Source organism: Thioclava kandeliae (assembly GCF_040297545.1).
In the GTDB taxonomy this organism is placed as follows: domain Bacteria; phylum Pseudomonadota; class Alphaproteobacteria; order Rhodobacterales; family Rhodobacteraceae; genus Thioclava; species Thioclava kandeliae.
In genome coordinates, this window is record NZ_JAYWLC010000001.1 from 302,308 (window position 1) to 323,098 (window position 20,791).

At 60.8% G+C, this 20,791-nt stretch carries 24 protein-coding genes; 11 read left to right on the forward strand and 13 right to left on the reverse strand.

What is annotated here, in order from left to right:
• Nucleotides 1-21: 21 nt before the first annotated feature.
• From VSX56_RS01440 to VSX56_RS01455, 4 genes are all read right to left on the reverse strand, one after another.
• Complete coding sequence (locus VSX56_RS01440) at nucleotides 22-414, reverse strand: tautomerase family protein (RefSeq protein ID WP_339112243.1); 393 nt, start codon at nucleotides 412-414, stop codon at nucleotides 22-24.
• Between the two features lie 175 nt (nucleotides 415-589).
• On the reverse strand, nucleotides 590-1,840 hold the full coding sequence (locus VSX56_RS01445; protein WP_339112242.1) for a Zn-dependent hydrolase: 1,251 nt from the start codon (nucleotides 1,838-1,840) through the stop codon (nucleotides 590-592).
• A 499-nt stretch (nucleotides 1,841-2,339) separates the two neighbouring features.
• Nucleotides 2,340-2,852 carry a hypothetical protein gene (locus VSX56_RS01450; RefSeq protein WP_350934318.1) on the reverse strand — a complete coding sequence of 171 codons (513 nt, stop codon included), beginning with the start codon at nucleotides 2,850-2,852 and terminating at the stop codon, nucleotides 2,340-2,342.
• 137 nt (nucleotides 2,853-2,989) lie between these two features.
• Complete coding sequence (locus VSX56_RS01455) at nucleotides 2,990-3,616, reverse strand: TetR family transcriptional regulator C-terminal domain-containing protein (RefSeq protein WP_339114493.1); 627 nt, start codon at nucleotides 3,614-3,616, stop codon at nucleotides 2,990-2,992.
• A 283-nt stretch (nucleotides 3,617-3,899) separates the two neighbouring features.
• Between VSX56_RS01455 and VSX56_RS01460 the strand changes: the two genes are divergently transcribed.
• Nucleotides 3,900-4,790: a hypothetical protein gene (locus VSX56_RS01460; protein ID WP_350934320.1), complete on the forward strand. Its 891-nt coding sequence runs from the start codon at nucleotides 3,900-3,902 to the stop codon at nucleotides 4,788-4,790.
• 66 nt (nucleotides 4,791-4,856) lie between these two features.
• On the opposite strand, the gene preA is transcribed toward VSX56_RS01460, so the two are convergent.
• Nucleotides 4,857-6,155, reverse strand: a complete 1,299-nt coding sequence (gene preA, locus VSX56_RS01465; RefSeq protein ID WP_339112239.1) for an NAD-dependent dihydropyrimidine dehydrogenase subunit PreA — start codon at nucleotides 6,153-6,155, stop codon at nucleotides 4,857-4,859.
• Between the two features lie 3 nt (nucleotides 6,156-6,158).
• Nucleotides 6,159-7,502, reverse strand: a complete 1,344-nt coding sequence (locus VSX56_RS01470; RefSeq protein ID WP_350934323.1) for an NAD(P)-dependent oxidoreductase — start codon at nucleotides 7,500-7,502, stop codon at nucleotides 6,159-6,161.
• 14 nt (nucleotides 7,503-7,516) lie between these two features.
• On the opposite strand from VSX56_RS01470, the gene VSX56_RS01475 reads away from it, so the two are divergent.
• The 3 genes from VSX56_RS01475 to accC all read left to right on the forward strand — a co-directional run bounded on the left by VSX56_RS01475 (nucleotide 7,517) and on the right by accC (nucleotide 9,617).
• Nucleotides 7,517-7,693 carry a hypothetical protein gene (locus VSX56_RS01475; protein WP_339112237.1) on the forward strand — a complete coding sequence of 59 codons (177 nt, stop codon included), beginning with the start codon at nucleotides 7,517-7,519 and terminating at the stop codon, nucleotides 7,691-7,693.
• Between the two features lie 75 nt (nucleotides 7,694-7,768).
• Nucleotides 7,769-8,260, forward strand: coding sequence for an acetyl-CoA carboxylase biotin carboxyl carrier protein (accB, locus tag VSX56_RS01480; protein WP_339112236.1), 492 nt, complete (start codon nucleotides 7,769-7,771; stop codon nucleotides 8,258-8,260).
• A 10-nt stretch (nucleotides 8,261-8,270) separates the two neighbouring features.
• Nucleotides 8,271-9,617 (forward strand): acetyl-CoA carboxylase biotin carboxylase subunit, encoded by a 1,347-nt coding sequence (accC, locus tag VSX56_RS01485; protein ID WP_350934326.1) that lies wholly within the window; start codon nucleotides 8,271-8,273, stop codon nucleotides 9,615-9,617.
• A gap of 91 nt (nucleotides 9,618-9,708) precedes the next feature.
• On the opposite strand, the gene VSX56_RS01490 is transcribed toward accC, so the two are convergent.
• Nucleotides 9,709-10,419, reverse strand: a complete 711-nt coding sequence (locus tag VSX56_RS01490; protein WP_350934328.1) for a class I SAM-dependent methyltransferase — start codon at nucleotides 10,417-10,419, stop codon at nucleotides 9,709-9,711.
• A gap of 72 nt (nucleotides 10,420-10,491) precedes the next feature.
• On the opposite strand from VSX56_RS01490, the gene aat reads away from it, so the two are divergent.
• Complete coding sequence (aat, locus tag VSX56_RS01495; RefSeq protein WP_339112233.1) at nucleotides 10,492-11,130, forward strand: leucyl/phenylalanyl-tRNA--protein transferase; 639 nt, start codon at nucleotides 10,492-10,494, stop codon at nucleotides 11,128-11,130.
• On the opposite strand, the gene VSX56_RS01500 is transcribed toward aat, so the two are convergent.
• The 5 genes from VSX56_RS01500 to uraH all read right to left on the reverse strand — a co-directional run bounded on the left by VSX56_RS01500 (nucleotide 11,094) and on the right by uraH (nucleotide 14,603).
• The gene (locus VSX56_RS01500) at nucleotides 11,094-11,477 is read right to left on the reverse strand and encodes a DUF2155 domain-containing protein (RefSeq protein ID WP_350934331.1); all 384 of its coding nucleotides are present in this window, start codon (nucleotides 11,475-11,477) and stop codon (nucleotides 11,094-11,096) included. The genes aat and VSX56_RS01500 overlap by 37 nt on opposite strands.
• A gap of 4 nt (nucleotides 11,478-11,481) precedes the next feature.
• A complete protein-coding gene (locus VSX56_RS01505) occupies nucleotides 11,482-11,856 on the reverse strand; it encodes an NADH:ubiquinone oxidoreductase subunit NDUFA12 (protein ID WP_339112231.1) in 375 nt (124 codons plus the stop codon).
• Between the two features lie 133 nt (nucleotides 11,857-11,989).
• Nucleotides 11,990-13,255: an ATP-dependent Clp protease ATP-binding subunit ClpX gene (gene clpX / locus VSX56_RS01510; RefSeq protein ID WP_350934334.1), complete on the reverse strand. Its 1,266-nt coding sequence runs from the start codon at nucleotides 13,253-13,255 to the stop codon at nucleotides 11,990-11,992.
• 126 nt (nucleotides 13,256-13,381) lie between these two features.
• Entirely contained in the window at nucleotides 13,382-14,011 is a 630-nt protein-coding gene (locus VSX56_RS01515) for an ATP-dependent Clp protease proteolytic subunit (RefSeq protein WP_339112229.1), read from the reverse strand.
• Between the two features lie 235 nt (nucleotides 14,012-14,246).
• Nucleotides 14,247-14,603 carry a hydroxyisourate hydrolase gene (uraH, locus tag VSX56_RS01520; protein ID WP_339112228.1) on the reverse strand — a complete coding sequence of 119 codons (357 nt, stop codon included), beginning with the start codon at nucleotides 14,601-14,603 and terminating at the stop codon, nucleotides 14,247-14,249.
• 148 nt (nucleotides 14,604-14,751) lie between these two features.
• On the opposite strand from uraH, the gene puuE reads away from it, so the two are divergent.
• From puuE to VSX56_RS01535, 3 genes are read left to right on the forward strand one after another with little or no spacing between them, the layout of a single operon-like run.
• On the forward strand, nucleotides 14,752-16,167 hold the full coding sequence (gene puuE / locus VSX56_RS01525; protein ID WP_350934338.1) for an allantoinase PuuE: 1,416 nt from the start codon (nucleotides 14,752-14,754) through the stop codon (nucleotides 16,165-16,167).
• Nucleotides 16,167-17,000 (forward strand): bifunctional allantoicase/(S)-ureidoglycine aminohydrolase, encoded by an 834-nt coding sequence (locus VSX56_RS01530; RefSeq protein WP_350934340.1) that lies wholly within the window; start codon nucleotides 16,167-16,169, stop codon nucleotides 16,998-17,000. The genes puuE and VSX56_RS01530 overlap by 1 nt, the downstream gene beginning before the upstream one ends.
• Nucleotides 16,997-17,476, forward strand: a complete 480-nt coding sequence (locus tag VSX56_RS01535) for an ureidoglycolate lyase (protein ID WP_350934342.1) — start codon at nucleotides 16,997-16,999, stop codon at nucleotides 17,474-17,476. Before VSX56_RS01530 ends, VSX56_RS01535 begins: the two co-directional genes overlap by 4 nt.
• 77 nt (nucleotides 17,477-17,553) lie before the next feature.
• Here VSX56_RS01535 and VSX56_RS01540 read toward each other — a convergent pair whose 3' ends face one another.
• Complete coding sequence (locus VSX56_RS01540) at nucleotides 17,554-18,750, reverse strand: deoxyguanosinetriphosphate triphosphohydrolase (protein ID WP_350934647.1); 1,197 nt, start codon at nucleotides 18,748-18,750, stop codon at nucleotides 17,554-17,556.
• Between the two features lie 100 nt (nucleotides 18,751-18,850).
• Between VSX56_RS01540 and VSX56_RS01545 the strand changes: the two genes are divergently transcribed.
• The 3 genes from VSX56_RS01545 to xth all read left to right on the forward strand — a co-directional run bounded on the left by VSX56_RS01545 (nucleotide 18,851) and on the right by xth (nucleotide 20,765).
• Entirely contained in the window at nucleotides 18,851-19,183 is a 333-nt protein-coding gene (locus tag VSX56_RS01545; protein WP_339112224.1) for a HesB/IscA family protein, read from the forward strand.
• A gap of 52 nt (nucleotides 19,184-19,235) precedes the next feature.
• Nucleotides 19,236-19,850, forward strand: a complete 615-nt coding sequence (locus tag VSX56_RS01550; RefSeq protein ID WP_350934345.1) for an NYN domain-containing protein — start codon at nucleotides 19,236-19,238, stop codon at nucleotides 19,848-19,850.
• Nucleotides 19,851-19,958: 108 nt separating this feature from the next.
• Entirely contained in the window at nucleotides 19,959-20,765 is an 807-nt protein-coding gene (xth, locus tag VSX56_RS01555) for an exodeoxyribonuclease III (protein ID WP_339112222.1), read from the forward strand.
• Nucleotides 20,766-20,791 lie beyond the last annotated feature (26 nt).

The window sequence follows — 20,791 nt, forward strand, 5'->3', positions numbered from 1 at the left end:
TCCCGTCCCGCGAGGGAGAGATCAGGCCAGTTCGCCCGTCAGGAATTGCGCCTGACCGAAGCCGAAGCTCCAGTCGGCCTTGGTGTTGGACATGACCGACACCATCAGATCCTTGGGATCGAGCCCGATGGCTTTCTCCAGCTTGGTGCTGAGGATGTCGTAGAATTTCTGCTTCATCTCGTCGGTGCGCGGCGACGAGAAGACCTGCACGAGGATCGGGCTGGGGCCGCGTTTGAACCCCAGACCGGTATCCTCCAGAACCATATGGCCCGGCTTGTGCGGCGTCACGATCTGGTAGCGGTCGCCTTCCGGCACCCCGAAGGCTTCCAGAACCGCCTCGTGACCCATATCGAGCATGGCTTTGATCTCGGTCTCGGGGCGGCCCTCGATAACATGAAACTGGATAATCGGCATTTGGTCTCTCCTTCATTGTCGCAATGGCGCAACCGCTCGGGATCGCGTCTTCTTGGCAATGAGATCGGTCCATCAGCCCCATGTTTCAAGCATCCTTATTGCAGGTCTGGCTTTGCGAAAATGCTGGTATGCGTCAGGCGAATGCCATTGGATGCCACATTATCCGCAAAATACGTCAGCTCACGATCTCCGCGGTTTCCAGCACGGCGTGGCACAGCACATCGCAACCGGCCGCGGCCCATTCGGGGCTGATTTCCTCGGCCTCGTTATGCGACAAACCATCCACACAGGGGCACATGATCATCGTGGTCGGCGCCACTTTCGCCGCCCAGCAGGCGTCGTGACCGGCCCCCGAGATAATATCCATATGGCTATAGCCCAGACGTTCGGCCGCATTGCGGACATTGGTCACCAGTTCCGGCGCAAAGGTCACAGGGTCGAAATGGCCCACAGGATCGATAGCGCAGCCAACACCGATCTCGGCGCAGATCTCGGCGGCTCGGGCCTCGATCTCGGCGCGCATCGCATCGAGCTTGGCCTGATCGGGGGTGCGGATATCGACCGTGAACACCACCTTGCCCGGCAGCACATTGCGCGAGTTAGGGGTGAAGGTCACCTGCCCCACGCCACCCACGGCGCCCGGTTGGTTCTTCATGGCTACATCCTGCACCATCTCGAAGATGCGGCTCATGGCAAGGCCCGCATTCACCCGCATATCCATCGGCGTGGAGCCCGTATGCGCATCCTTGCCGGTCAGCGTGAACTCGAGCCACCACAGCCCCTGACAATGGGTCACAACACCAATGGATTTCTCGGCGGCCTCAAGGATCGGGCCCTGTTCGATATGATATTCGTAATAGGCATGCATCTTGCGCGCGCCAACCTCTTCCTCGCCCTTCCAGCCGATACGCTCCAGCTCGGCCCCATAGGTCTTGCCCTCCAGATCCTTGCGCGAATAGGCGTGATCAAGGCTGATTTCTCCGGCAAACACCCCCGAGGCCAGCATGGCAGGCGCAAAGCGCGCGCCCTCCTCATTGGCCCAGTTGGTCACCACGATCGGATGTTTGGTCTTGATATTGAGGTCGTTAAGAGTGCGCACCACCTCGAGCGCGGCCAGCACGCCCAGCACCCCGTCATATTTCCCGCCCGTGGGCTGGGTATCGAGGTGGCTGCCGATATAAACGGGAAGCGCATCGGGGTCCTCCCCCGCACGGGTGGCAAACATCGTCCCCATCTTGTCGACGCCCATCGACATCCCCGCCGCTTCACACCAACTCTGGAACAGGGCGCGTCCTTCGGCATCCTCGTCGGTCAGGGTCTGGCGGTTATTGCCCCCCGCGACGCCCGGCCCGATCTTGGCCATTTCCATAAGACTATCCCAAAGGCGTGCGGAATCGATGCGGAGGTTTTCTCCGGGTGCAGACATATTCAAATACTCCCTGTCACCGGAGCGTCTTGCGGGGGCGCTCTCTTTGTGACGAATTCGTTTCTGACCAAGTGGTCAACTTTATTGAGCACCCCTGCCCGAAACGGGTCAAGGCTTTGCCGGATCTGTCTCGGGATGAACGAAAAAACTGCGAAAAGACGCCTATTTTTTTGGCACCCACCTCCAGCGATATCCCGATGCTAGACGCTAGACCGCAGGGCCAGTCCGTGGCTGCAATGCCGGTCTGCGCCAGACGCAAAAAGTGCAGAGCGATGCGCTATGGACGAGTCGGGCCATGATGTGCCCGCCTAGCTCTGTCTCCGTTTGCAGACAAGCCGGATCGGACGTCCTCACGCACCAATGCGGAAGCCTGCCAAAGGCAGCTCCCGGCGTAAGAGATATTCTTGCGGCGCAGAAACAGGTTTATGCGGACCATGCGTCATCATTCGGGCCTGGCACCGCCCAGCGCGGGAAGCCACGATAGTTCCGCAGTCGCGCCCTAGCGGGTTACATCCAACACGGTCATCGCCGTAGCTCTCTCGGCTGCATGAGGCGACGCGCCGCCTACCCTATCTGCGGGCCCCGAAACCACGTCCACGGAAGGGTCTACAGACACGGACCAGCCCGTCTCTGTCTGGAAGAGTTCATGGGTTAAACTGGAATAGGCGGCACCAAATCCAGTTTCCATCTCGGCAGAGGACTGACTCGGGAAGGTGCTCGCCCGCACCCGTGCCGCCTGCTGCTCGAGCAGGGACACGCGAAAGGCGGGGCTAGGCCCCGCAGGCAGGGACAGGATCTCGTTATCCGCCACATTCGTCTCGACGTCTTCTTCCGACAGGCTATCGGAGAGCGTGTCGCGCGCCGCAACGGTCTTTGCCAGAGCCTCGGCCCTGCCAGAACCGGATTGACCCGATTGCGTGTCTACATTTGCCCCTTGCCCGCTATTGGTTGATGACGCCCCAACCATGGCTTCGACCGTCGTCGCAGGAGCGACTTTCGGCAGAGACGACATCAATAGCGGCGACCAACCAACCGGGGGCAGAAAACCCGATATGCGATCCATCACCATGGCCCTTTCCCAAGAGCCCCCACGTTCAAAGCGTGACTCGGAGTTGTTACCGAAACCTTAAGTGTTGCAGAAAGACGGGGTTATAGTGAATCGTCCCGAGCGTCCTTGCAGGGATCAACCGAAAGCAACCGGTTGAATAGGAACTCCAGAAATACCTCCGCCTCGGCGAAAGGATCGCGCTCCTGCCCCAGAACGGTGCGAACCTGCACATCGAAATCCGCATAATGCTGCGTCAGTGACCAGATGGAGAATATCAGATGATGCGGATCAAGGCGGGCGAGCTTTCCCTGATCGATCCATGTTTGAATGATACCTGCCTTCTCATCCACCAAAGTCTTAAGCTGTCCTGCCAGCCCCTCGTGGAAACGTGGCGCGCCTTGCAGAACCTCATTGGCGAACAGCCGTGATTCGCGCGGCATTTCGCGCGACATTTCCAGCTTGCGGCGCATATAGGTCATGATTTCGGTCTTCGGATCACCTTCGGCTGTCATCTCGTTCAGCGGCGCCAGCCACAGATCCAGGAGCCCCGACAGAAGCTCCACATGGATCGCCTCTTTCGAAGGGTAGTAATATAGAAGATTTGGCTTCGACAGCCCCGCCTCGGTGGCGATCTGGTCCAGCGTCGCGCCACGGAATCCATGTGCCGAAAATACCTCCAGCGCCGCCTCGAGAATTGTCTGGCGATTGCGTTTCTGGATACGGGTCAGGGGTTTTCCACTGCTTTTGCCCGCAGCAGCCTGCACCGCCGTCGAGACAGGCCCTTTTGCTCCGGTGGTCTTGCTTTGCTTGGCGGCAGACAAATTCTTATCGGTCACTCATTTCCTCCGGGCTTCCCTTCCGGCATAGCCAGCAATACAGATTTCATCAAGTTTCCATCTCGAAAAATGCCCTTACATGACACCGGAAATGCCCCTCCGCGCGAAACTGTCATTGGCTGGAGCACAAAGAGGCTGATATGATGCTTGGCGCAATTCTTTTTCGGTGCATATGATGAGATCACGCTCCCTGCCCTACCTGCTGACCGGTGCATTGGTGGCAGCCTTCCCTGCAACAGTTCTGCCCCTGCCCGCCCATGCGGCCTTGCAGAGCTGCGAAACCTCGATCCGCGGCAAGACGAGCCAGTTCGCCTATGACGACAGCAACCCGCGCGTGGAAGAAAGCCTCAGCCTGCGCGAGAAGATCTTCGGCTCGCGCGGCAAGGTCACCTGCCCCGGCATCGTGACCCTGCGTGCAATGACGCCCGAACTGGACGATACGGGCCGCGCGCCGTTCTGCCTGCAATGGGACAAGGATGCCGATACCTATATTGGCTATGCGCAGGGCGCGCGTGACGGGTTCGGCCATTGCGAGCAACCCTCGCGTAGCTTCTGCGAGAGGGTCAACGGCTCTGGCGATGCCGCCAAGCAGATGACCGAGAATACCAACGGTTTTGCCAAAGATGTTGCAGGTAATGTCGCAGGCGACAAGATCGGCTCCATCGTGGTCAAGACCACGGGCGACAAGCTGAAGGGGCGGCTGAAGGATGCGGGCGTGGCGGCCGTTGCGGCGGCTTCTCCGGTCGGCCTTGCCGCCGTGGCCGTGACGGCGGTGGCCGTGGGCGGCACGATGTATGTCTGCTCCGAGAAAGGCGCCAAGGGCGCGGATGTCGAGGGCACCACCGAGCAGATGCCCGATGGCACCAATGTCGACGCAGCGCTCGCCAATCCCGATGACGGGGCCGAGCTGCTGGGCTCGGAACTGCCGATGATGACCGATACCAAGGCCATTACCCCTTCCGTCACGCAGCCCGTGCAAGAAGGTCCGCTCAACGCCATCAATCCCGATACGGGGATCGGCGTGACCGAGCCCGATGCCGATATCTCCAACAAGAACAAGCACTGAGCCCCTCCACCCTGTGACACGATATCCCTACAATGGAAAAGGGCCGGATCGCTCCGGCCCTTTCGTTCATTCCGCTGCCTGCGAGGCCGGATTATTGGGATGGGTCGTCCAGTTCGCATAGGGCGCGACCTCGCGCCCCGTGCGCGGATCCATCTCGCCCAGTTCCAGCTCGCGCATTGTGATGCACTCCACCGGGCAAACATCGACACACAGATTGCACGCCACGCATTCCTCATCCTTCACCGAATAGACACGATCTTCGCTGACGGCGATGGCCTGATGGCTGGTATCCTCGCAGACCGCATAGCAACGCCCGCATTTGATACAGTCATCCTGATTGATCTCGGCCTTGGTCACATAGTTGAGGTTGAGATACTGCCAGTCGGTGGTATTGGGCACCGCGCGGCCCACCAGCTCGTCGATCGAGGTGAAGCCCTTCTCGTCCATATATTGCGACAGACCCGAGATCATCTCCTGCACCACCTTGAACCCGTAGGTCATGGCCGCCGTGCAGACCTGCACATTACCCGCCCCGAGCGCCATGAACTCGGCGGCATCGCGCCACGTCGTCACACCACCGATCCCCGAGATGGGCAGACCTGCGGTTTCGGGCGAGCGGGCGATCTCGGCCACCATATTCAGCGCAATAGGCTTCACCGCAGGGCCGCAATAGCCGCCATGCGACCCCTTGCCATCAATCGTCGGCTGCGGCGCGAAACTGTCCAGATCCACGCTGGTGATGGAGTTGATCGTGTTGATCAGGCTCACCGCATCGGCGCCACCGCGCTTGGCGGCCTCGGCGGGCTTGCGGATATCGGTGATATTGGGCGTCAGCTTCACGATCACCGGCTTATCGTAATACTGTTTGCACCAGCGGGTGACCATCTCGATATATTCCGGCACCTGCCCCACCGCAGAGCCCATGCCGCGCTCGGCCATGCCATGCGGGCAGCCGAAATTCAGCTCGATCCCGTCGGCGCCGGTTTCCATGACGCGCGGCAGGATCGCCTTCCATGCCTCCTCCTCGCAAGGCACCATGATCGAGGCGATCAGCGCGCGGTCGGGATAGTCCTTCTTGACGCGGGTCATCTCGTCGAGATTGGTCTGCAGGTCGCGGTCGGTGATCAGCTCGATATTGTTGATCCCCAACACGCGGCGGTCGGCCCCATAGACCACGCCATAACGCGGCCCCGAGACATTGACGACCGGCGGGCCTTCCATCCCGAGGGTCTTCCAGACCACCCCACCCCAACCGGCCTCATAGGCGCGGCGGACGTTATATTCCTTATCGGTCGGCGGCGCGGAGGCCAGCCAGAACGGATTGGGAGATTTGATACCGAGGAAATTGCTCGACAGATCGGCCATGTCTCAGCCCTCCATCAGGAAAGAGTGGATATCTTCAGCCGCATCGCGCCCCTGCGCGACCGCCGTCACGGTCAGATCTTCGCCGGCATGGGTGCAATCTCCCCCCGCCCAGACGCGGGCCATGCTGGTGCGCCCGATCCCGTCGGTGATGATCTTGCCACCCGCGATCTTGATCTCCTCGGGCGTGTCACCCAGCGTCTGACCGATGGCCTTGAAGCACTGGTCCGCCTTCAGACGGAAGGTCTCGTCGGTCATCTCCAGCCCGTTTGGACCAGCTTTGGTATAGGCAAACTCGATCTCGCGGACCGCACCATTCCCGATGATCCCCGCAGGCGCCGCATGTTCGATGATCCGCACGCCCTTGGACAGCGCCAGATCCTGCTCGAAGCTTGATGCCGGCATCTCGGCGCGCGAGCGGCGATAGACGATAGTGACGTTGAGCGCGCCGAGAAGTTTGGCCTGCACCGCCGCATCCACCGCCGTCATGCCGCCCCCGATCACCACCACATCGCGCCCGATCGGCAACGCGGCCAGATCGGAGGCCTGACGCAGATCGGCGATGAAATCCGTCGCCGGAAGGATGCCGTCCTTCTCCTCGCCCTCGAGGCGCAGCGCATTCACCCCCGACAACCCCATACCAAGGAAGACCGCATCATACTCGGCCAGCAGCTCGGCCAGATCGCCGTCCCCCTTCCGGCCAAGCATCCAGTTCTCGACCATCGTGATGCCACCGATCTGCATCAGCCACGCCACCTCTTTTTGCGCGAAATCATCGGGCGCCTTATAGGAGGCGATCCCATATTCGTTCAGACCACCGGGCTTGCGGCGGGCATCATAGATGGTGACCTCATGGCCTTTCAAAGCCAGACGGTGCGCCGCCGACAGGCCCGCAGGCCCTGCGCCAACCACGGCCACCGAGCGCCCCGTCAGCGCCGCGCGGGTATAGGGATGGCTCTGTTTTGCCATCAGCGTATCGGTCGCATGGCGCTGCAGCAGGCCGATCTCCACCGGCTTGCCTTCGGCCGTCTCGCGCACACAGGAACCTTCACAAAGGTTTTCCGTCGGACAGACGCGCGCGCACATGCCCCCCAGAATATTACTGTCAAAGATGGTCCTTGCGGCAGCCTCGGGCGTGCCGGTCGAGATCTGCCGGATGAACAGCGGAATATCGATGGAGGTCGGGCAGGCCGTGACGCAGGGCGCGTCATGGCAGAAATAGCACCGGTCCGCGGCCACCCGCGCCTCGTGGTTATCCAGAGGCGGATGGAGATCGCTGAAATTCGAGGCCAGAGCCTCCGCGTCGGTCCGCCCCGCCACTATTCCGGCTGTGAGCTGGCTGTTGGACATGATGCCCTCCCTGCTTGCAACTTTTTCCCAGCTTGCGCACCTTTTATTTTTTATCAAATGGTAAAATAACAAATGCGGCAAAAATTTCGATCATTGCCAAAGAACTGGTCGATGACCCTCTCACTGCCGTGATTTTCAGCAGCGCCGAGATGGCTCTTGGCGCTTTTCACCGCGCCATGCTTGGCGTATAAGCCCCCCAGAACGCCTGTGGACAAAGGATCATTGGCATTCCACACAGGCTATAACACGCACCTTTCGAGGACCTCATGAGCAACAATATCCGTGAAACCGACGTCGCCTTCATCCAGGCGCTAGCCGAGCTTCTGAATACGAATGATCTGGCAGAGATCTCCGTCACCCGCGAATATGGCGAGGATGACAGCCTGAAGGTGCGCGTCTCGAAACAGTCGACTGTTGTGACCCAGGTCGCAGCTGCGGCACCTGTTGCGACGCCCGCACCTGCCGCAGCTCCCGCTGCCGCCCCTGCTGCTGCCGCTCCCGCCGCCGAAGATCTCAGCGCCCATCCGGGTGCGGTGACCTCGCCCATGGTCGGCACCGCCTATCTGTCGCCCGAGCCGGGGGCTGCCGCCTTCGTGACCGTCGGCGCGCAGGTCAAGGAAGGCCAGACCGTGCTGATCATCGAAGCGATGAAAACCATGAACCACATTCCGGCGCCGAAATCGGGCACCGTGAAGCGCATCCTCATCGATGACGCATCGCCCGTCGAGTTCGGCTCGCCCCTGATGATCATCGAATAAGGCAGAGCCAATGTTTGACAAGATCCTTATCGCGAACCGGGGGGAGATCGCGCTGCGCGTGATCCGCGCCTGCCGCGAAATGGGCATCGCCTCGGTCGCTGTCCACTCGACCGCCGATGCCGATGCCATGCATGTCCGCATGGCGGACGAGTCGGTCTGTATCGGTCCGAACTCGTCCTCCGAGAGCTACCTGAAAGTCAGCCAGATCATCGCGGCCTGCGAGGTCACCGGCGCGCAGGCGATCCACCCGGGCTATGGCTTCCTGTCCGAAAACGCCGCCTTCGTGCAGGCGCTCGAAGATCACGGCATCACCTTCATCGGCCCCTCGGCGGAACATATCCGCATGATGGGCGACAAGATCACCGCCAAGGAAACCGCAAAACGTCTGGGCATTCCGGTCGTTCCGGGCTCTGCCGGTGGTGTGCCCGATATCGAGACCGCGCGTGAGGTCGCCGAGGGTATGGGCTTCCCCGTTATCATCAAGGCCACCGCAGGCGGCGGCGGGCGCGGCATGAAGGTCGCGACCTCGCTCGAGGATCTCGAAGTAGCCTTCCGCACCGCGCGTTCGGAAGCCAAGGCCGCCTTCGGCAATGACGAGGTCTATATCGAGAAATACCTCCAGAAGCCGCGCCATATCGAGATCCAGGTCTTCGGTGATGGCAAGGGCCGTGGCGTCCATCTCGGCGAGCGTGATTGCTCGCTGCAGCGCCGCCACCAGAAGGTGCTCGAAGAAGCCCCCGGCCCCTGCATCACCCCCGAGGAACGCGCGCGTATCGGCAAGATCTGCGCCGACGCGATCGGCGAGCTGGGCTATGCCGGCGCCGGCACGATCGAGTTCCTCTACGAGGATGGCGAGTTCTACTTCATCGAGATGAACACCCGCCTGCAGGTCGAACATCCCGTCACCGAAGCGATCTTCGGCGTCGATCTTGTACGCCAGCAGATCCGTGTGGCGGCAGGTCTCGGCATGGAGTTCACGCAGGACGACCTCAAGATCAACGGCCATGCTATCGAAGTCCGGATCAATGCCGAGCGCATCCCGAACTTCGCGCCCTGCCCCGGTAAGGTCACGGCCTTCCACGCACCGGGCGGTCTGGGTGTGCGGGTCGATAGCGCGCTCTATGCGGGCTACAAGATCCCCCCCTATTACGACAGCCTGATCGGCAAGCTGATCGTGCATGGTGCCAACCGTCAGGAAGCGCTTGCCCGCCTCCACCGCGCGCTTGGCGAGATGATCATCGACGGGATCGACACCACGATCCCGCTATTTGATGCGCTTCTGCAGGAGCCCGATATCCAGTCCGGAAATTACTCGATCCACTGGCTCGAGAAATGGCTGAAAGCGAAATACGAGTAACGGTTTCGCGTCCTGTCCGGACGGTGCCACAGGCGCCAGAATAGCAACAAGGCCGCCCGTTCAGGGCGGCCTTTCCGTTTGGTTTGCGGCGCTACAGATCCTTCGGGCGCAGCAGGCAGGTATAGCGCCGTTTCTCGCCTGCACGGTAGTAATCCCCCACAAAATCGCGCTGGCCTTCAGGCAGTTCCGCCCAATCGACCCATTCGATATCGAAGCCCTGCACCTCGGCGATCAGGTCCATTGCCTTGCGCGAGGGGATCCCGATCGCCGTCACCTCCTGCCCCGCGAACTGGGCAATCGCATTCAGGTCCTTATGCGTCCGCTCGCGCTGCAGCGCGATCACGGCACCCGGTCGGTCAAGAAACTCGCTATCGACCACCACCAGCTTCGGCCCCAGCTGACGCACCAGATCGAAGAGCCGCATATGGTCCATGACATGATAGAGAATGCCCAACACACCCACGACATCATAGCGCTGGCCCGCATCGATCTCGGCCTGCATACCCGCAAAAATATCGCCGCATTTGAGCGTGACCTTTTTCTTCAGATGCTCGCGCGGAAACTCGGCAAAGCGGTCGATCAATGGCTGGCGGCCTTCGATCCCCACCACCTCCTCCGCCCCCGCCGCCGCAAAGGCATAGGCCCAGCGGCCATCATGCGCGGCCAGATCCAGCACACGCTTACCCGCAATCTCGGCCTCGAGCGGCTTGATGACCATGCGATGGTGGGCATTCATCCGCGCCACCGTTCCCGGATCTTCGGAATACCGGTCGATCTCCGGCAGAAAGTCAAAAAAACCCATTATTTGCGCTCGCTCTCAATTCGGTCCATCCTCACAATAGCACGACCCTAAAACGATAATGCAGGCAATAAAATGGCAGAATCGCTGACCGCAGAGCTCCTGCTTGCAGGCTATGCCAATGGCATTTTCCCCATGGCCGAAAGCCGCGACGACCCACGCCTCTACTGGTTCGAGCCGAAGCTGCGCGGAGTGATCCCCCTTGAGGGTTTCCACCTATCGCGCTCGCTGGCCCGCGAGATCCGGCGCATGCCCTATCGGATCCGCGTCAATCACGCGTTCCGCGCCACGGTCGAGGGCTGCGCCGCGCGCGACGAGACATGGATCAATGAGGCGCTCTTCTCGCTTTATGACCAGCTCCACATGCATGGGTTTGCCCATTCGATGGAGGTCTGGGACGGCGATGCGCTTGTAGGCGGGCTTTTTGGGGTGACCCTTGGCGGCGCATTCTTTGGCGAATCGATGTTCTCGCGGCGCAAGAATGCGTCGAAAATCGCGATTACCTATGTGGTGGACAGGCTCAAAACCTGCGGCTTCACGCTATTTGATACGCAGTATCTGACACCGCACCTCGCCAGCCTCGGCGGGATCGAGATCCCCCGCGCGCAGTATCGTGCACAGCTGGAACAGGCTCTGGAGGTCAAGGGCGACTTCGCGCGCCGCCATCTCCCATCAGCTCAGGAGTTGGTGCAGCGGATGACCCAGACGTCGTAACGCTGGTTATCCAGCGCCGAGAGCGCAGGGCTCGACGCGATCATCCAGCCGGAAAAGGCTGTCTTGTCGGTCTGGCTGTCATGGATGGTCAGATGGGCGAAAGCGTTGGAGCTGGGGTCGTCGGACGGATAGCGGCACTGGTCCAGCGTCACTTCCAACGTGCCATAGGTCACCGATTGCCCCGTTTTCAGGGCAATATCGGAGGCGATGCCATTGATCTTGTCGAGCCCGCGCAGTTGCGCGCCCGACGCATCGGCCAACCCCGTCATCACGCCGGTCTCCTGTGCCATGGCAGCAAAAGGAGAAAGGCCGAGAACGGCCACACAAAGAGACGTCAGAATACGCATTCTTTTACTCGGGCTGCCAGGCTTCGTAATCACGGCGCTCGACCGGCATTACGCGGCGCAGCGATCCCGCCGGCGCATAGGCTGCGGGCGTGCCGGTGAGGTTTTCCTCATGCGGCTTTTCCCATGTCTTATGGACCATAGGGCGCTCGGTCGGCGGCTCGGCGAAGGTATGGTGCAGCCAGCCATGCCAGTCTGGCGACACGCGGCTTGCCTGGCTCTCGCCATTATAGATCACCCAGCGACGCTTGCCGTCCTTGGTCTGGTAGAAGATGTTGCCTTGCTCGTCCTCGCCGACTTTCTTGCCATTGCGCGACGACCAGATCCGCGTGTTAAGCGTCTGGCCATTCCACCAAGTCAGAATTTGAAGCAGGGTTTTCATCTTGTTCCTCCGCAGGCTTTCCCGAAGCCCCTTATATCGCAGCGCGGGATAACGTCCAGTGCGCAGATATCCTCAAGCAACCGGAAGCCGGTCACAAAAACGCCGCCCCAATCCCTTGGAGCGGCGTATGATCTCAGCTGGCAGAACTGCCTTCTTTCTTGGCATCCGCATAGATCAGCAGCGGCTTGGCGCTGGTCTGGGTGACAGCCTCTTCATTGACCACCACCTCGTTGACGCTGTCCATGCCCGGCAGTTCGAACATCGTATCCAGAAGGATATCCTCGAGGATCGAGCGCAAACCACGCGCACCGGTTTTCCGCTCGATCGCACGTTTGGCAATCGCCGACAGCGCATCCTCGGTGAAGGTAAGATCCACGCCCTCGATCTCGAACAGACGCTGGTATTGCTTGACCAACGCGTTCTTCGGTTGGGTCAGGATGATGACAAGCGCCTCTTCATCCAGATCGGTCAGCGTCGCGATGACCGGCAGACGCCCCACGAATTCGGGGATCAACCCGAATTTCAGCAGATCTTCCGGCTCGAGTTCGCTGAACAGCTCGCCCACACCGCGGTCATCATTGTTCTTCACATCGGCGCCGAAGCCCATGGCCGAACCCTTGCCGCGCTGTGCGATGATCCGGTCGAGCCCCGCGAAGGCACCGCCGCAGATGAAGAGGATATTCGTGGTATCCACCTGCAGGAATTCCTGCTGCGGATGTTTGCGGCCCCCTTGCGGCGGAACGCTGGCCACGGTGCCTTCCATGATCTTCAGAAGCGCCTGCTGCACGCCCTCGCCCGACACGTCGCGGGTGATCGAGGGGTTGTCAGACTTGCGCGTGATTTTGTCGACCTCGTCGATATAAACAATGCCGCGCTGCGCGCGCTCGACGTTATATTCCGACGCCTGCAGAAGCTTCAGGATGATATTCTCGACATCCTCGCCCACATAGCCCGCTTCGGTCAGCGTGGTCGCGTCGGCCATCGTGAAGGGCACATCGAGAATGCGCGCCAGTGTCTGGGCCAGAAGCGTTTTACCGCAGCCGGTCGGGCCGATCAGCAGGATGTTCGACTTCGCAAGCTCGATATCCTGTTTCGTACCGTGATTGAGACGTTTGTAATGGTTATGCACCGCGACCGAGAGAACGCGCTTGGCCTTCTCCTGACCGATCACATAATCATCCAGCACGTTGCAGATATCCCGCGGGGTCGGCACGCCTTCGGAGGATTTCAGCCCTGCCGATTTCGTTTCCTCGCGGATGATGTCCATGCAAAGTTCAACGCATTCATCGCAGATGAATACAGTCGGCCCGGCAATCAGCTTTCGGACCTCGTGCTGGCTTTTGCCGCAGAAGGAACAGTAAAGGGTGTTCTTGCTGTCGGAGCCTGTAGTGTTCGCCATGATATCCCTCTGCAGTAACGGCCGGGCGGGTCCGGACCTTCTGGGCGGCGGGCCACCCGCTGCCAAAGTCTAGGGCAGCCCGACCGTCATGCCAATGTCAAATTACCTCTCCCGGTTAAGGGAGGGTCACTTCTTCTCTTCAGATTTCCCGCGATTTTCGAGAATATCGTCGATCAGACCCCAGTCTTTGGCCTGCTCTGCCGACATGAAGTTATCGCGCTCGAGTGCGGCTTCAACGGTCTCGTAGTCATTGCCGGTATGCTTGACATAGATCTCGTTGAGGCGGCGTTTCAGTTTTGCCGTCTCCTGTGCGTGGATCATGATATCGGTCGCCTGACCCTGATACCCGCCAGACGGCTGGTGGACCATGACACGCGAGTTAGGCAGCGAGAAACGCATGTCTTTTTCGCCTGCGGTCAGCAGAAGCGAGCCCATCGAGGCTGCCTGACCGATGACCAGCGTCGACACCTTCGGCTTGATGTATTGCATGGTGTCATAAATCGACAGACCTGCCGTCACCACACCGCCGGGGCTGTTGATATACATCGAAATCTCTTTCGACGGATTCTCGGCCTCGAGGAACAGAAGCTGCGCGCAGATCAGCGTCGACATGCCATCATGCACGGGGCCGGACAGGAAAATGATGCGCTCTTTCAGCAGGCGCGAATAAATGTCGTAGGAACGCTCACCGCGCGAGGTCTGTTCGACCACCATCGGCACGAGCGTGTTCATGTAGGTATCCATCGGGTCTTTCATGGAAATCTGCCCTTCCCTGTCATTAGTCAGACATGTCTAACGCCAAAATCGTTACTTGAGTCTTATGATCGCGCACCGCCCTTCGCAAGGGACGTTCACGGTTTGCTCAACGCTTTCGTATTAAAACCTCTCGATTTTTCCTGTGACTGCAAGCTCAGCCCAAACCGCTTTGGACCGTTCCGCATCGAAGGCGTCAAAATTTTCATCTGTCACCGTATAAATTTCGGTCATCGCCTCAACTGCCTCGATAGGTCGACATACCGAAGGCCGAAAGCAGCAGCGGCACATGGTAATGCGCCTGCGCATCGCTGATACCGAACCGGATCGGCACCTGATCGAGAAAGAGCGGCTCGGGCCCGCCTTGTCCGCTCTCGCGCAGATACTCGCCCGCCTCGAACAGCAGTTCATAGGTTCCCACCTCGAAACCCTCCGCTGGAAGAATCGGCTGATCCGTTCGTCCGTCGGAATTGGTGCGCATCACGGCAAGCTTTTCACGGGCCTCGCCCTTCAGCCGGTAAAGCGTCACCTGCAGGCCTGCCGCCGGACATCCCCGCGCGGTGTCCAGAACATGTGTGGTCAGATAGCCGCTCATCGGGAGCCTCCTCGTTTTGTCACAGCTTGGCGCGGGCGCGGGGAAGGTGCAACCCGTTCTCTGCCGCTTTGTCGCGCCCGTTTCCGTAAGCGGGCTCTTGAAACCCCGCGCATTTGGACGTTTGATCACCCCAAGACAGGAGAGCGAAATGACCCGATATCCCAGAAACATGCGTGGCTATGGCCGCAACGCCCCCGATGCCGCCTGGCCCGGCGGCGCGAAGATCGCGATATCGCTGGTCCTGAACTACGAGGAAGGTGGCGAGAACAGCATCCTGCATGGTGATGCCGCCTCCGAGGCCTTCCTTTCCGACATCGCAGGTGCGGCCCAATGGCCCGGCCAGCGGCACTGGAATATGGAATCGATCTACGAATATGGCGCACGCGCGGGCTTCTGGCGGCTGCACCGCCTGTTCACCCGTATGAACCTTCCGGTCACCATCTACGGCGTCGCCACAGCGCTGGCACGCAGCCCCGAACAGGTCGATGCCATGAGAGAGGCCGGATGGGAGATCGCCAGTCACGGGCTCAAATGGGTCGAACACAAGGATATGCCCGCCGAGGAGGAGACGCGCCAGATTGCCGAGGCGATCCGCCTGCATACCGAGGTCGTGGGCACCCCGCCCAAGGGCTGGTATACGGGCCGCTGCTCTGCCAATACCGTGGCGCTTACTGCAAAAACCCACGCGTTCGACTGGATCTCGGACACCTATGATGACGATCTGCCCTATTGGCTGACGCTCGATGGGCGTGATCAACTGGTGATCCCCTACACGCTCGAAGCCAATGACATGCGCTTTGCCACGGCGCCCGGCTACATCGAGGGCGAACAGTTCTTCCGCTATCTCAAGGACAGCTTCGACACGCTTTATGCCGAAGGCGTGGCAGGGCAGGCCAAGATGTTCTCGATCGGCCTGCATAACCGCCTGATCGGGCGTCCGGGCAAAATCGCGGGACTCAGGCGCTTTCTCGATTATGCACGCGCCCATGAGGGTGTCTGGTTTGCCACCCGTGGCCAGATCGCAGCCCATTGGGCCGAGGCGCATCCGCCAGTCCATAAACCGCGCCCGAGCGAGATGGACCAACAGACCTTTGCCAAGACCTTCGCCCATATTTTCGAGCATTCCGAATGGATTGCCTCGCGCGCATGGGAGCTGGAGCTGGGCCCCGCCCACGATTGTGCCGCAGGCGTCGCCAATGCGCTCTCGCGGATCTTCCGCAGCGCGGGCCATGAGGCACAGCTGGCCGTGCTGCGGGCCCACCCCGATCTCGCGGGCAAGCTGGCCCAAGCCAAGCGCCTGACCGCCGAGAGCACCTCCGAACAGGCGAGCGCAGGGCTTGACGCGCTCACCGATGACGAGCGCAGCCTCTTCGAGGAGCTCAACGCCGCCTATGTCGAGAAATTCGGCTTCCCCTTCATCATCGCCGTGCGCGACCATGACAAGGCCTCGATCCTCGAGGCCTTCCGCACCCGCCTCACCCATGACGCCGATACCGAATTCAAGGCCGCCTGCCAGCAGGTCGAACGGATCGCGCGTCACCGTCTGAATGATATGGATATCTGATGAGTTCTCTTTACTACGCCCCACCGGGCGGCCTGCGCGACCAGAATTCGCGCACCGTCGATCGTGCCGTATTCACCGAGGCCTACGCCTTCCTGCCCGCCCATACGCTGTCGGATATCACCACCTCCTACCTGCCGGGATGGGAGAAATCCCGCGCATGGGTGCTGGCGCGCCCGATGTCGGGCTTTGCCGAGACCTTCGCCCAGATCAGCGTCGAGATCGCCCCGGGCGGCGGCGCGAAAAAGCCCGAGCCTGACGCGCAGGCCGAAGGGGTGATCTTCGTGCTCAAGGGCGCACTGGAGCTGACCCTCAAGGGCGAGACACACCAGATGAGCGATGGCGGCTATGCCTTCCTCGCACCGGGCGAGGACTGGTCACTGGCCAATACTTCCGATGCGCCCGTCTCGCTGATGTGGATCCGCAAGATCTGGGAGCCTGCCGAGGGCATCGAGAAACCCGAAAGCTTCGTCACCTCCGATCAGGTAACCGCCGCCCGCCCGATGGAGGGCACCGAGGGCAAATGGGCCACCACCCGCTTTGTCGAGCCCGATGACATGCGCCACGACATGCATGTGAATATCGTCACCATCCAGCCCGGCGCCACGATCCCCTTCGCAGAGACCCATGTGATGGAACACGGGCTCTATGTGCTGCACGGGCGCGGGGTCTATCTACTCAACAAGGACTGGGTCGAGGTCGAGGGCGGCGATTTCATGTGGCTGCGCGCCTTCTGCCCGCAGGCCTGCTATGCGGGCGGCACCGGACCGTTCCGTTACCTGCTTTATAAGGACGTAAACCGCCATATGCCCCTGCGCGGGATGCTGGGCCGATGATCCGGACCGAACCGCTGACCGCCGAGGCCTTCGCGCCCTTCGGCGATGTGCTCGAGGCCACCGGCGCGCCCGACAAGATCATCAATGCGGGCAAATGCGGACGCTATCACGACCGCGCCAATCTGAGTTTCTTCGAGGGCCGCGCGGGTGTGTCGATCTTCAAAGCCGAGATCCGCGCCCTGCCCTATCACTGCGACCTGCTGGAACGTCATCCCGATGGCAGCCAGTGTTTCATTCCGATGTCGGAACACCCGTTCCTGATTATCGTGGCCCCTGATGCGGGCGGCACACCGGGCGCACCGCGTGCCTTCCTGTCGGATGGCGCACAGGCGATCAACTTCCATCGTGGCACATGGCATGGCGTGCTGACGCCGCTCGACGGGCCAGGCCTCTTTGCCGTGGTCGACCGTATCGGCGCGGGCGCCAATCTGGAGGAGGTCCCCTGCGATCCGCCCTTCACGGTGGTGGCTGGCTAGCCCTGCCGCCGGCCCTCGGGCACCAATAAAAAGGGGGGCCTGCGCCCCCCTTTTCCGTCAGCTCTCCCGGACCCGGCTCACAGATCCGGATCGATCAGCCGGTGGTATTCCTGAATGGCGAAACGGTCGGTCATGCCTGCCACATAATCGAGCACCACCCGCGCCAGCAGGATCTCGGCATCACCACCCGAGGCCAAGGCCTTGCCCACATCGCCCTGCCAATCGGAAGGCAGATGCTGAGGATTCTCCATGAAATAGGGGAAGAGCCCGTTAACCATCGTGGTCACGCGCTTGCGCTCCACGATCACCGAGGGCGCGCGATACATACGGGTGAACAGGAAGCGCTTGATCGCCTTGAGATTCTGGTAGAGCGGCTTCGAGAAGCGGATGATCGGCCCGTCCATCGAGCGGATGTCATCGACCGTCTCGGGGCGCAGCGATTCCAGCCGGTTCTGCGCCACCGCGATCACATCCTCGACCATCACGCCGAAGACGCGTCGCAACGCCTCATGCTGGCGGCGCGAACGGTCGAGCCCCGGATAGAGCTTGTCGACCGCCTCGAAACACTCGCCAATGACCGGCAGCTCGCACAGATCATCCTCGGTGAAGAGCCCCGCGCGCAACCCGTCATGCAGATCATGGTGGTTATAGGCGCAATCATCGGCCACCGCCGCCACCTGCGCCTCGGCGCTGGCATTGGACGCCAGTTCCATATCCCACATCGCATCCACCTCGGCCAAGGCGTAAGGCAGATCCTCGCGGCGTGCGACGGTGTGGCTTCCGCCTTTGTCGGAAATCACCGGACCATTATGTTTGGCAATGCCCTCAAGGGCTTCCCATGTCAGGTTCAGCCCGTCGAACTCGGCATAGTGGCGTTCCAGCTTGGTCACGATACGCAGGGCCTGCGCGTTATGGTCAAAGCCGCCATAGGGCGCCATCAGCTCGTGCAGCGCATCCTCGCCGGTATGGCCGAAGGGCGGATGGCCCAGATCATGCGCCAGCGCCACGGTCTCCGCCAGATCGGTATTGAGCCCCAGATGGTTGGCAATCGTGCGCGCCACCTGCGCCACCTCGATCGTATGGGTCAGGCGCGTGCGGTAGTAATCGCCCTCATGTTCGACAAACACCTGCGTCTTGTGTTTGAGCCGTCGGAAGGCCGAGGAATGGATGATCCGGTCGCGGTCCCGTTGAAACGCGGTGCGGAACGTGGAATAACTTTCCGGAATAAGTCGGCCCCGAGTCTTTTCGGGGTGACAGGCATAAGGCTTGAGCACGGCAACCTCTTCTTGTCGCGGCATATGAGACTACCTATATCCCCCACCCTAGGGAAGAACTAGGGAAGAACAGGCCCATCGGGGCAGAAAGCGTGTGAAAATGCTGCAGATTCCGCCAAAAGTGACCGAGCGCGCCTTCGCGCGGCTCGCCGAGATCAACGAAGATGCCGATACACCGCGCGCGCTGCGCGTGGCCGTCGAGGGCGGCGGCTGTTCGGGCTTCCAGTATGACATCAAACTCGAGGAGCAATCCGCAGAGGACGACCTGATCCTGCAGGGTGCAGGCCAGAAGGTCCTGATCGACCCTGTCTCGCTGCCGTTTCTGGAAAACGCGGTGATCGATTTCACTGACGAGCTGATCGGCGCGCGCTTCGTGGTCAACAACCCCAATGCGGTGTCATCCTGCGGCTGCGGGATCTCCTTCTCGATGTGATAACAAGGGGGCCTCCAGTATTCCGGAGGTCCGCTCTTTTTGAAGGCCGCCCATGCGGATACCGTTTATTCTTCTTGTCGGGTCGGTGATTGGCGCAATTACAGCCTTTACCCTGAACCAGCCCGACCTTGCGCTTGTTCTTGTTTTTGCCGCGATTGCCGCCCTGATCCTCGCCCTGCGCGGGATCTCTGCGCGCGATTTTTTCCGGGGCGCGTTCTCGCGACCTAGACGTGCGGCAAGGCCCCGTCCGGTCAAGCCCCCCGTTCGCAGACGCAAACCCGTCGTCATCGACGGATCGAACGTCATCCACTGGCGCAGGAACCTGCCCGAGCTCCTGCCCCTCCAGCGCGTCATTGCCCGTGCCAAGGCTGCCCATTACACGCCTCTCGTGATTTTCGACGCGAATATCGGCTACAAGATCTCCGATCACTATATGTCGGAGGCCGAACTTGCGCCGCTGCTGGGCCTCGAGCCCGACCAGATACAGGTTGTCGATCGTGGCGCCCCCGCCGATCCCGAGATCCTGCGCCATGCCACCCGCCTCGGCGCGCCTGTCATCACCAATGACCGCTATCGCGACTGGCTCGATCAGTTCGCCCGTCACAAACGCGGCATCAAACTGATCCGTGGCCATTACAAAGGCCAGAGGCTTGTCCTCGATCTCTAAGCCAATCTGCTGAGATCAATTCAGCAGGAAATCCTGTTTCTCAGCACGGTTCATGGTTGTTACGTCAGCGCCTCTTGCCTATCACGGGGAAAAGAACGGGAGAGCCGCATGAAGATCGCGACATTCAACATCAACGGTATCAAGGCGCGTATCAATGCGCTGGTCGACTGGCTCAAGGAAGCCGATCCCGATGTGGCCCTTCTACAGGAAATCAAATCCGTCGATGAGGCTTTCCCCCGCGAGATCATCGAAGATCTGGGTTACCGTGTCGAAACCCATGGCCAGAAAAGCTTCAACGGTGTGGCGATCCTGTCGAAACTTCCGCTCGAAGACATCATCCGCGGTCTGCCCGGAGATGAGAGCGACGAACAGGCCCGCTGGATCGAGGCCACCGTGATCGGGGATCGCGCGGTGCGCGTTTGCGGGCTCTACCTGCCCAATGGAAATCCCGTCGAATTCGATGCCGATGGCACGCCGATTGCGGAGGGAAAATACGGCTATAAACTCGGCTGGATGGAGCGTATGCACGCCCGCGCCACCGAACTTCTGGCGCTGGAAGAGCCGCTGGTTCTTGCAGGGGATTACAATATTATCCCGCAAGACGAGGATGCCGCCAAGCCCGAGAGCTGGCAGAAGGATGCCCTCGCTCTCCCCGAAAGCCGCGCCGCCTTCCGCCGCATCCTGAACCTCGGCTTCACCGAAGCCTTCCGTGCCCGCACCTTCGGCCCCGGTCATTATTCTTTCTGGGATTATCAGGCAGGCGCATGGGCGCGCAATAACGGCATCCGCATCGACCATCTGCTGCTCAGCCCGCAGGCCGCCGATCTGATGACCGATTGCCAGATCGACCGCGAGATCCGCGGCCGCGATAAGCCCTCGGACCATGTGCCCGTCTGGATCACCCTTAACGCCTGACCGCTTTCAAGATTAGCCTCTTTTCC

What these genes read in the sequence shown, in the direction of transcription:
- VSX56_RS01440 (WP_339112243.1), bottom strand. Translation starts at nt 414, where the DNA reads ATGCCGATTATCCAGTTTCATGTTATCGAGGGCCGCCCCGAGACCGAG.
- accC (WP_350934326.1), top strand. Translation starts at nt 8,271, where the DNA reads ATGTTTGACAAGATCCTTATCGCGAACCGGGGGGAGATCGCGCTGCGC.
- VSX56_RS01530 (WP_350934340.1), top strand. Translation starts at nt 16,167, where the DNA reads ATGAGTTCTCTTTACTACGCCCCACCGGGCGGCCTGCGCGACCAGAAT.
- VSX56_RS01490 (WP_350934328.1), bottom strand. Translation starts at nt 10,419, where the DNA reads ATGGGTTTTTTTGACTTTCTGCCGGAGATCGACCGGTATTCCGAAGAT.
- puuE (WP_350934338.1), top strand. Translation starts at nt 14,752, where the DNA reads ATGACCCGATATCCCAGAAACATGCGTGGCTATGGCCGCAACGCCCCC.
- VSX56_RS01470 (WP_350934323.1), bottom strand. Translation starts at nt 7,502, where the DNA reads ATGTCCAACAGCCAGCTCACAGCCGGAATAGTGGCGGGGCGGACCGAC.
- xth (WP_339112222.1), top strand. Translation starts at nt 19,959, where the DNA reads ATGAAGATCGCGACATTCAACATCAACGGTATCAAGGCGCGTATCAAT.
- VSX56_RS01460 (WP_350934320.1), top strand. Translation starts at nt 3,900, where the DNA reads ATGAGATCACGCTCCCTGCCCTACCTGCTGACCGGTGCATTGGTGGCA.
- aat (WP_339112233.1), top strand. Translation starts at nt 10,492, where the DNA reads ATGGCAGAATCGCTGACCGCAGAGCTCCTGCTTGCAGGCTATGCCAAT.
- accB (WP_339112236.1), top strand. Translation starts at nt 7,769, where the DNA reads ATGAGCAACAATATCCGTGAAACCGACGTCGCCTTCATCCAGGCGCTA.
- VSX56_RS01545 (WP_339112224.1), top strand. Translation starts at nt 18,851, where the DNA reads ATGCTGCAGATTCCGCCAAAAGTGACCGAGCGCGCCTTCGCGCGGCTC.
- VSX56_RS01505 (WP_339112231.1), bottom strand. Translation starts at nt 11,856, where the DNA reads ATGAAAACCCTGCTTCAAATTCTGACTTGGTGGAATGGCCAGACGCTT.
- clpX (WP_350934334.1), bottom strand. Translation starts at nt 13,255, where the DNA reads ATGGCGAACACTACAGGCTCCGACAGCAAGAACACCCTTTACTGTTCC.
- uraH (WP_339112228.1), bottom strand. Translation starts at nt 14,603, where the DNA reads ATGAGCGGCTATCTGACCACACATGTTCTGGACACCGCGCGGGGATGT.
- VSX56_RS01445 (WP_339112242.1), bottom strand. Translation starts at nt 1,840, where the DNA reads ATGTCTGCACCCGGAGAAAACCTCCGCATCGATTCCGCACGCCTTTGG.
- VSX56_RS01535 (WP_350934342.1), top strand. Translation starts at nt 16,997, where the DNA reads ATGATCCGGACCGAACCGCTGACCGCCGAGGCCTTCGCGCCCTTCGGC.
- VSX56_RS01515 (WP_339112229.1), bottom strand. Translation starts at nt 14,011, where the DNA reads ATGAAAGACCCGATGGATACCTACATGAACACGCTCGTGCCGATGGTG.
- VSX56_RS01450 (WP_350934318.1), bottom strand. Translation starts at nt 2,852, where the DNA reads ATGTCGTCTCTGCCGAAAGTCGCTCCTGCGACGACGGTCGAAGCCATG.
- preA (WP_339112239.1), bottom strand. Translation starts at nt 6,155, where the DNA reads ATGGCCGATCTGTCGAGCAATTTCCTCGGTATCAAATCTCCCAATCCG.
- VSX56_RS01500 (WP_350934331.1), bottom strand. Translation starts at nt 11,477, where the DNA reads ATGCGTATTCTGACGTCTCTTTGTGTGGCCGTTCTCGGCCTTTCTCCT.
- VSX56_RS01550 (WP_350934345.1), top strand. Translation starts at nt 19,236, where the DNA reads ATGCGGATACCGTTTATTCTTCTTGTCGGGTCGGTGATTGGCGCAATT.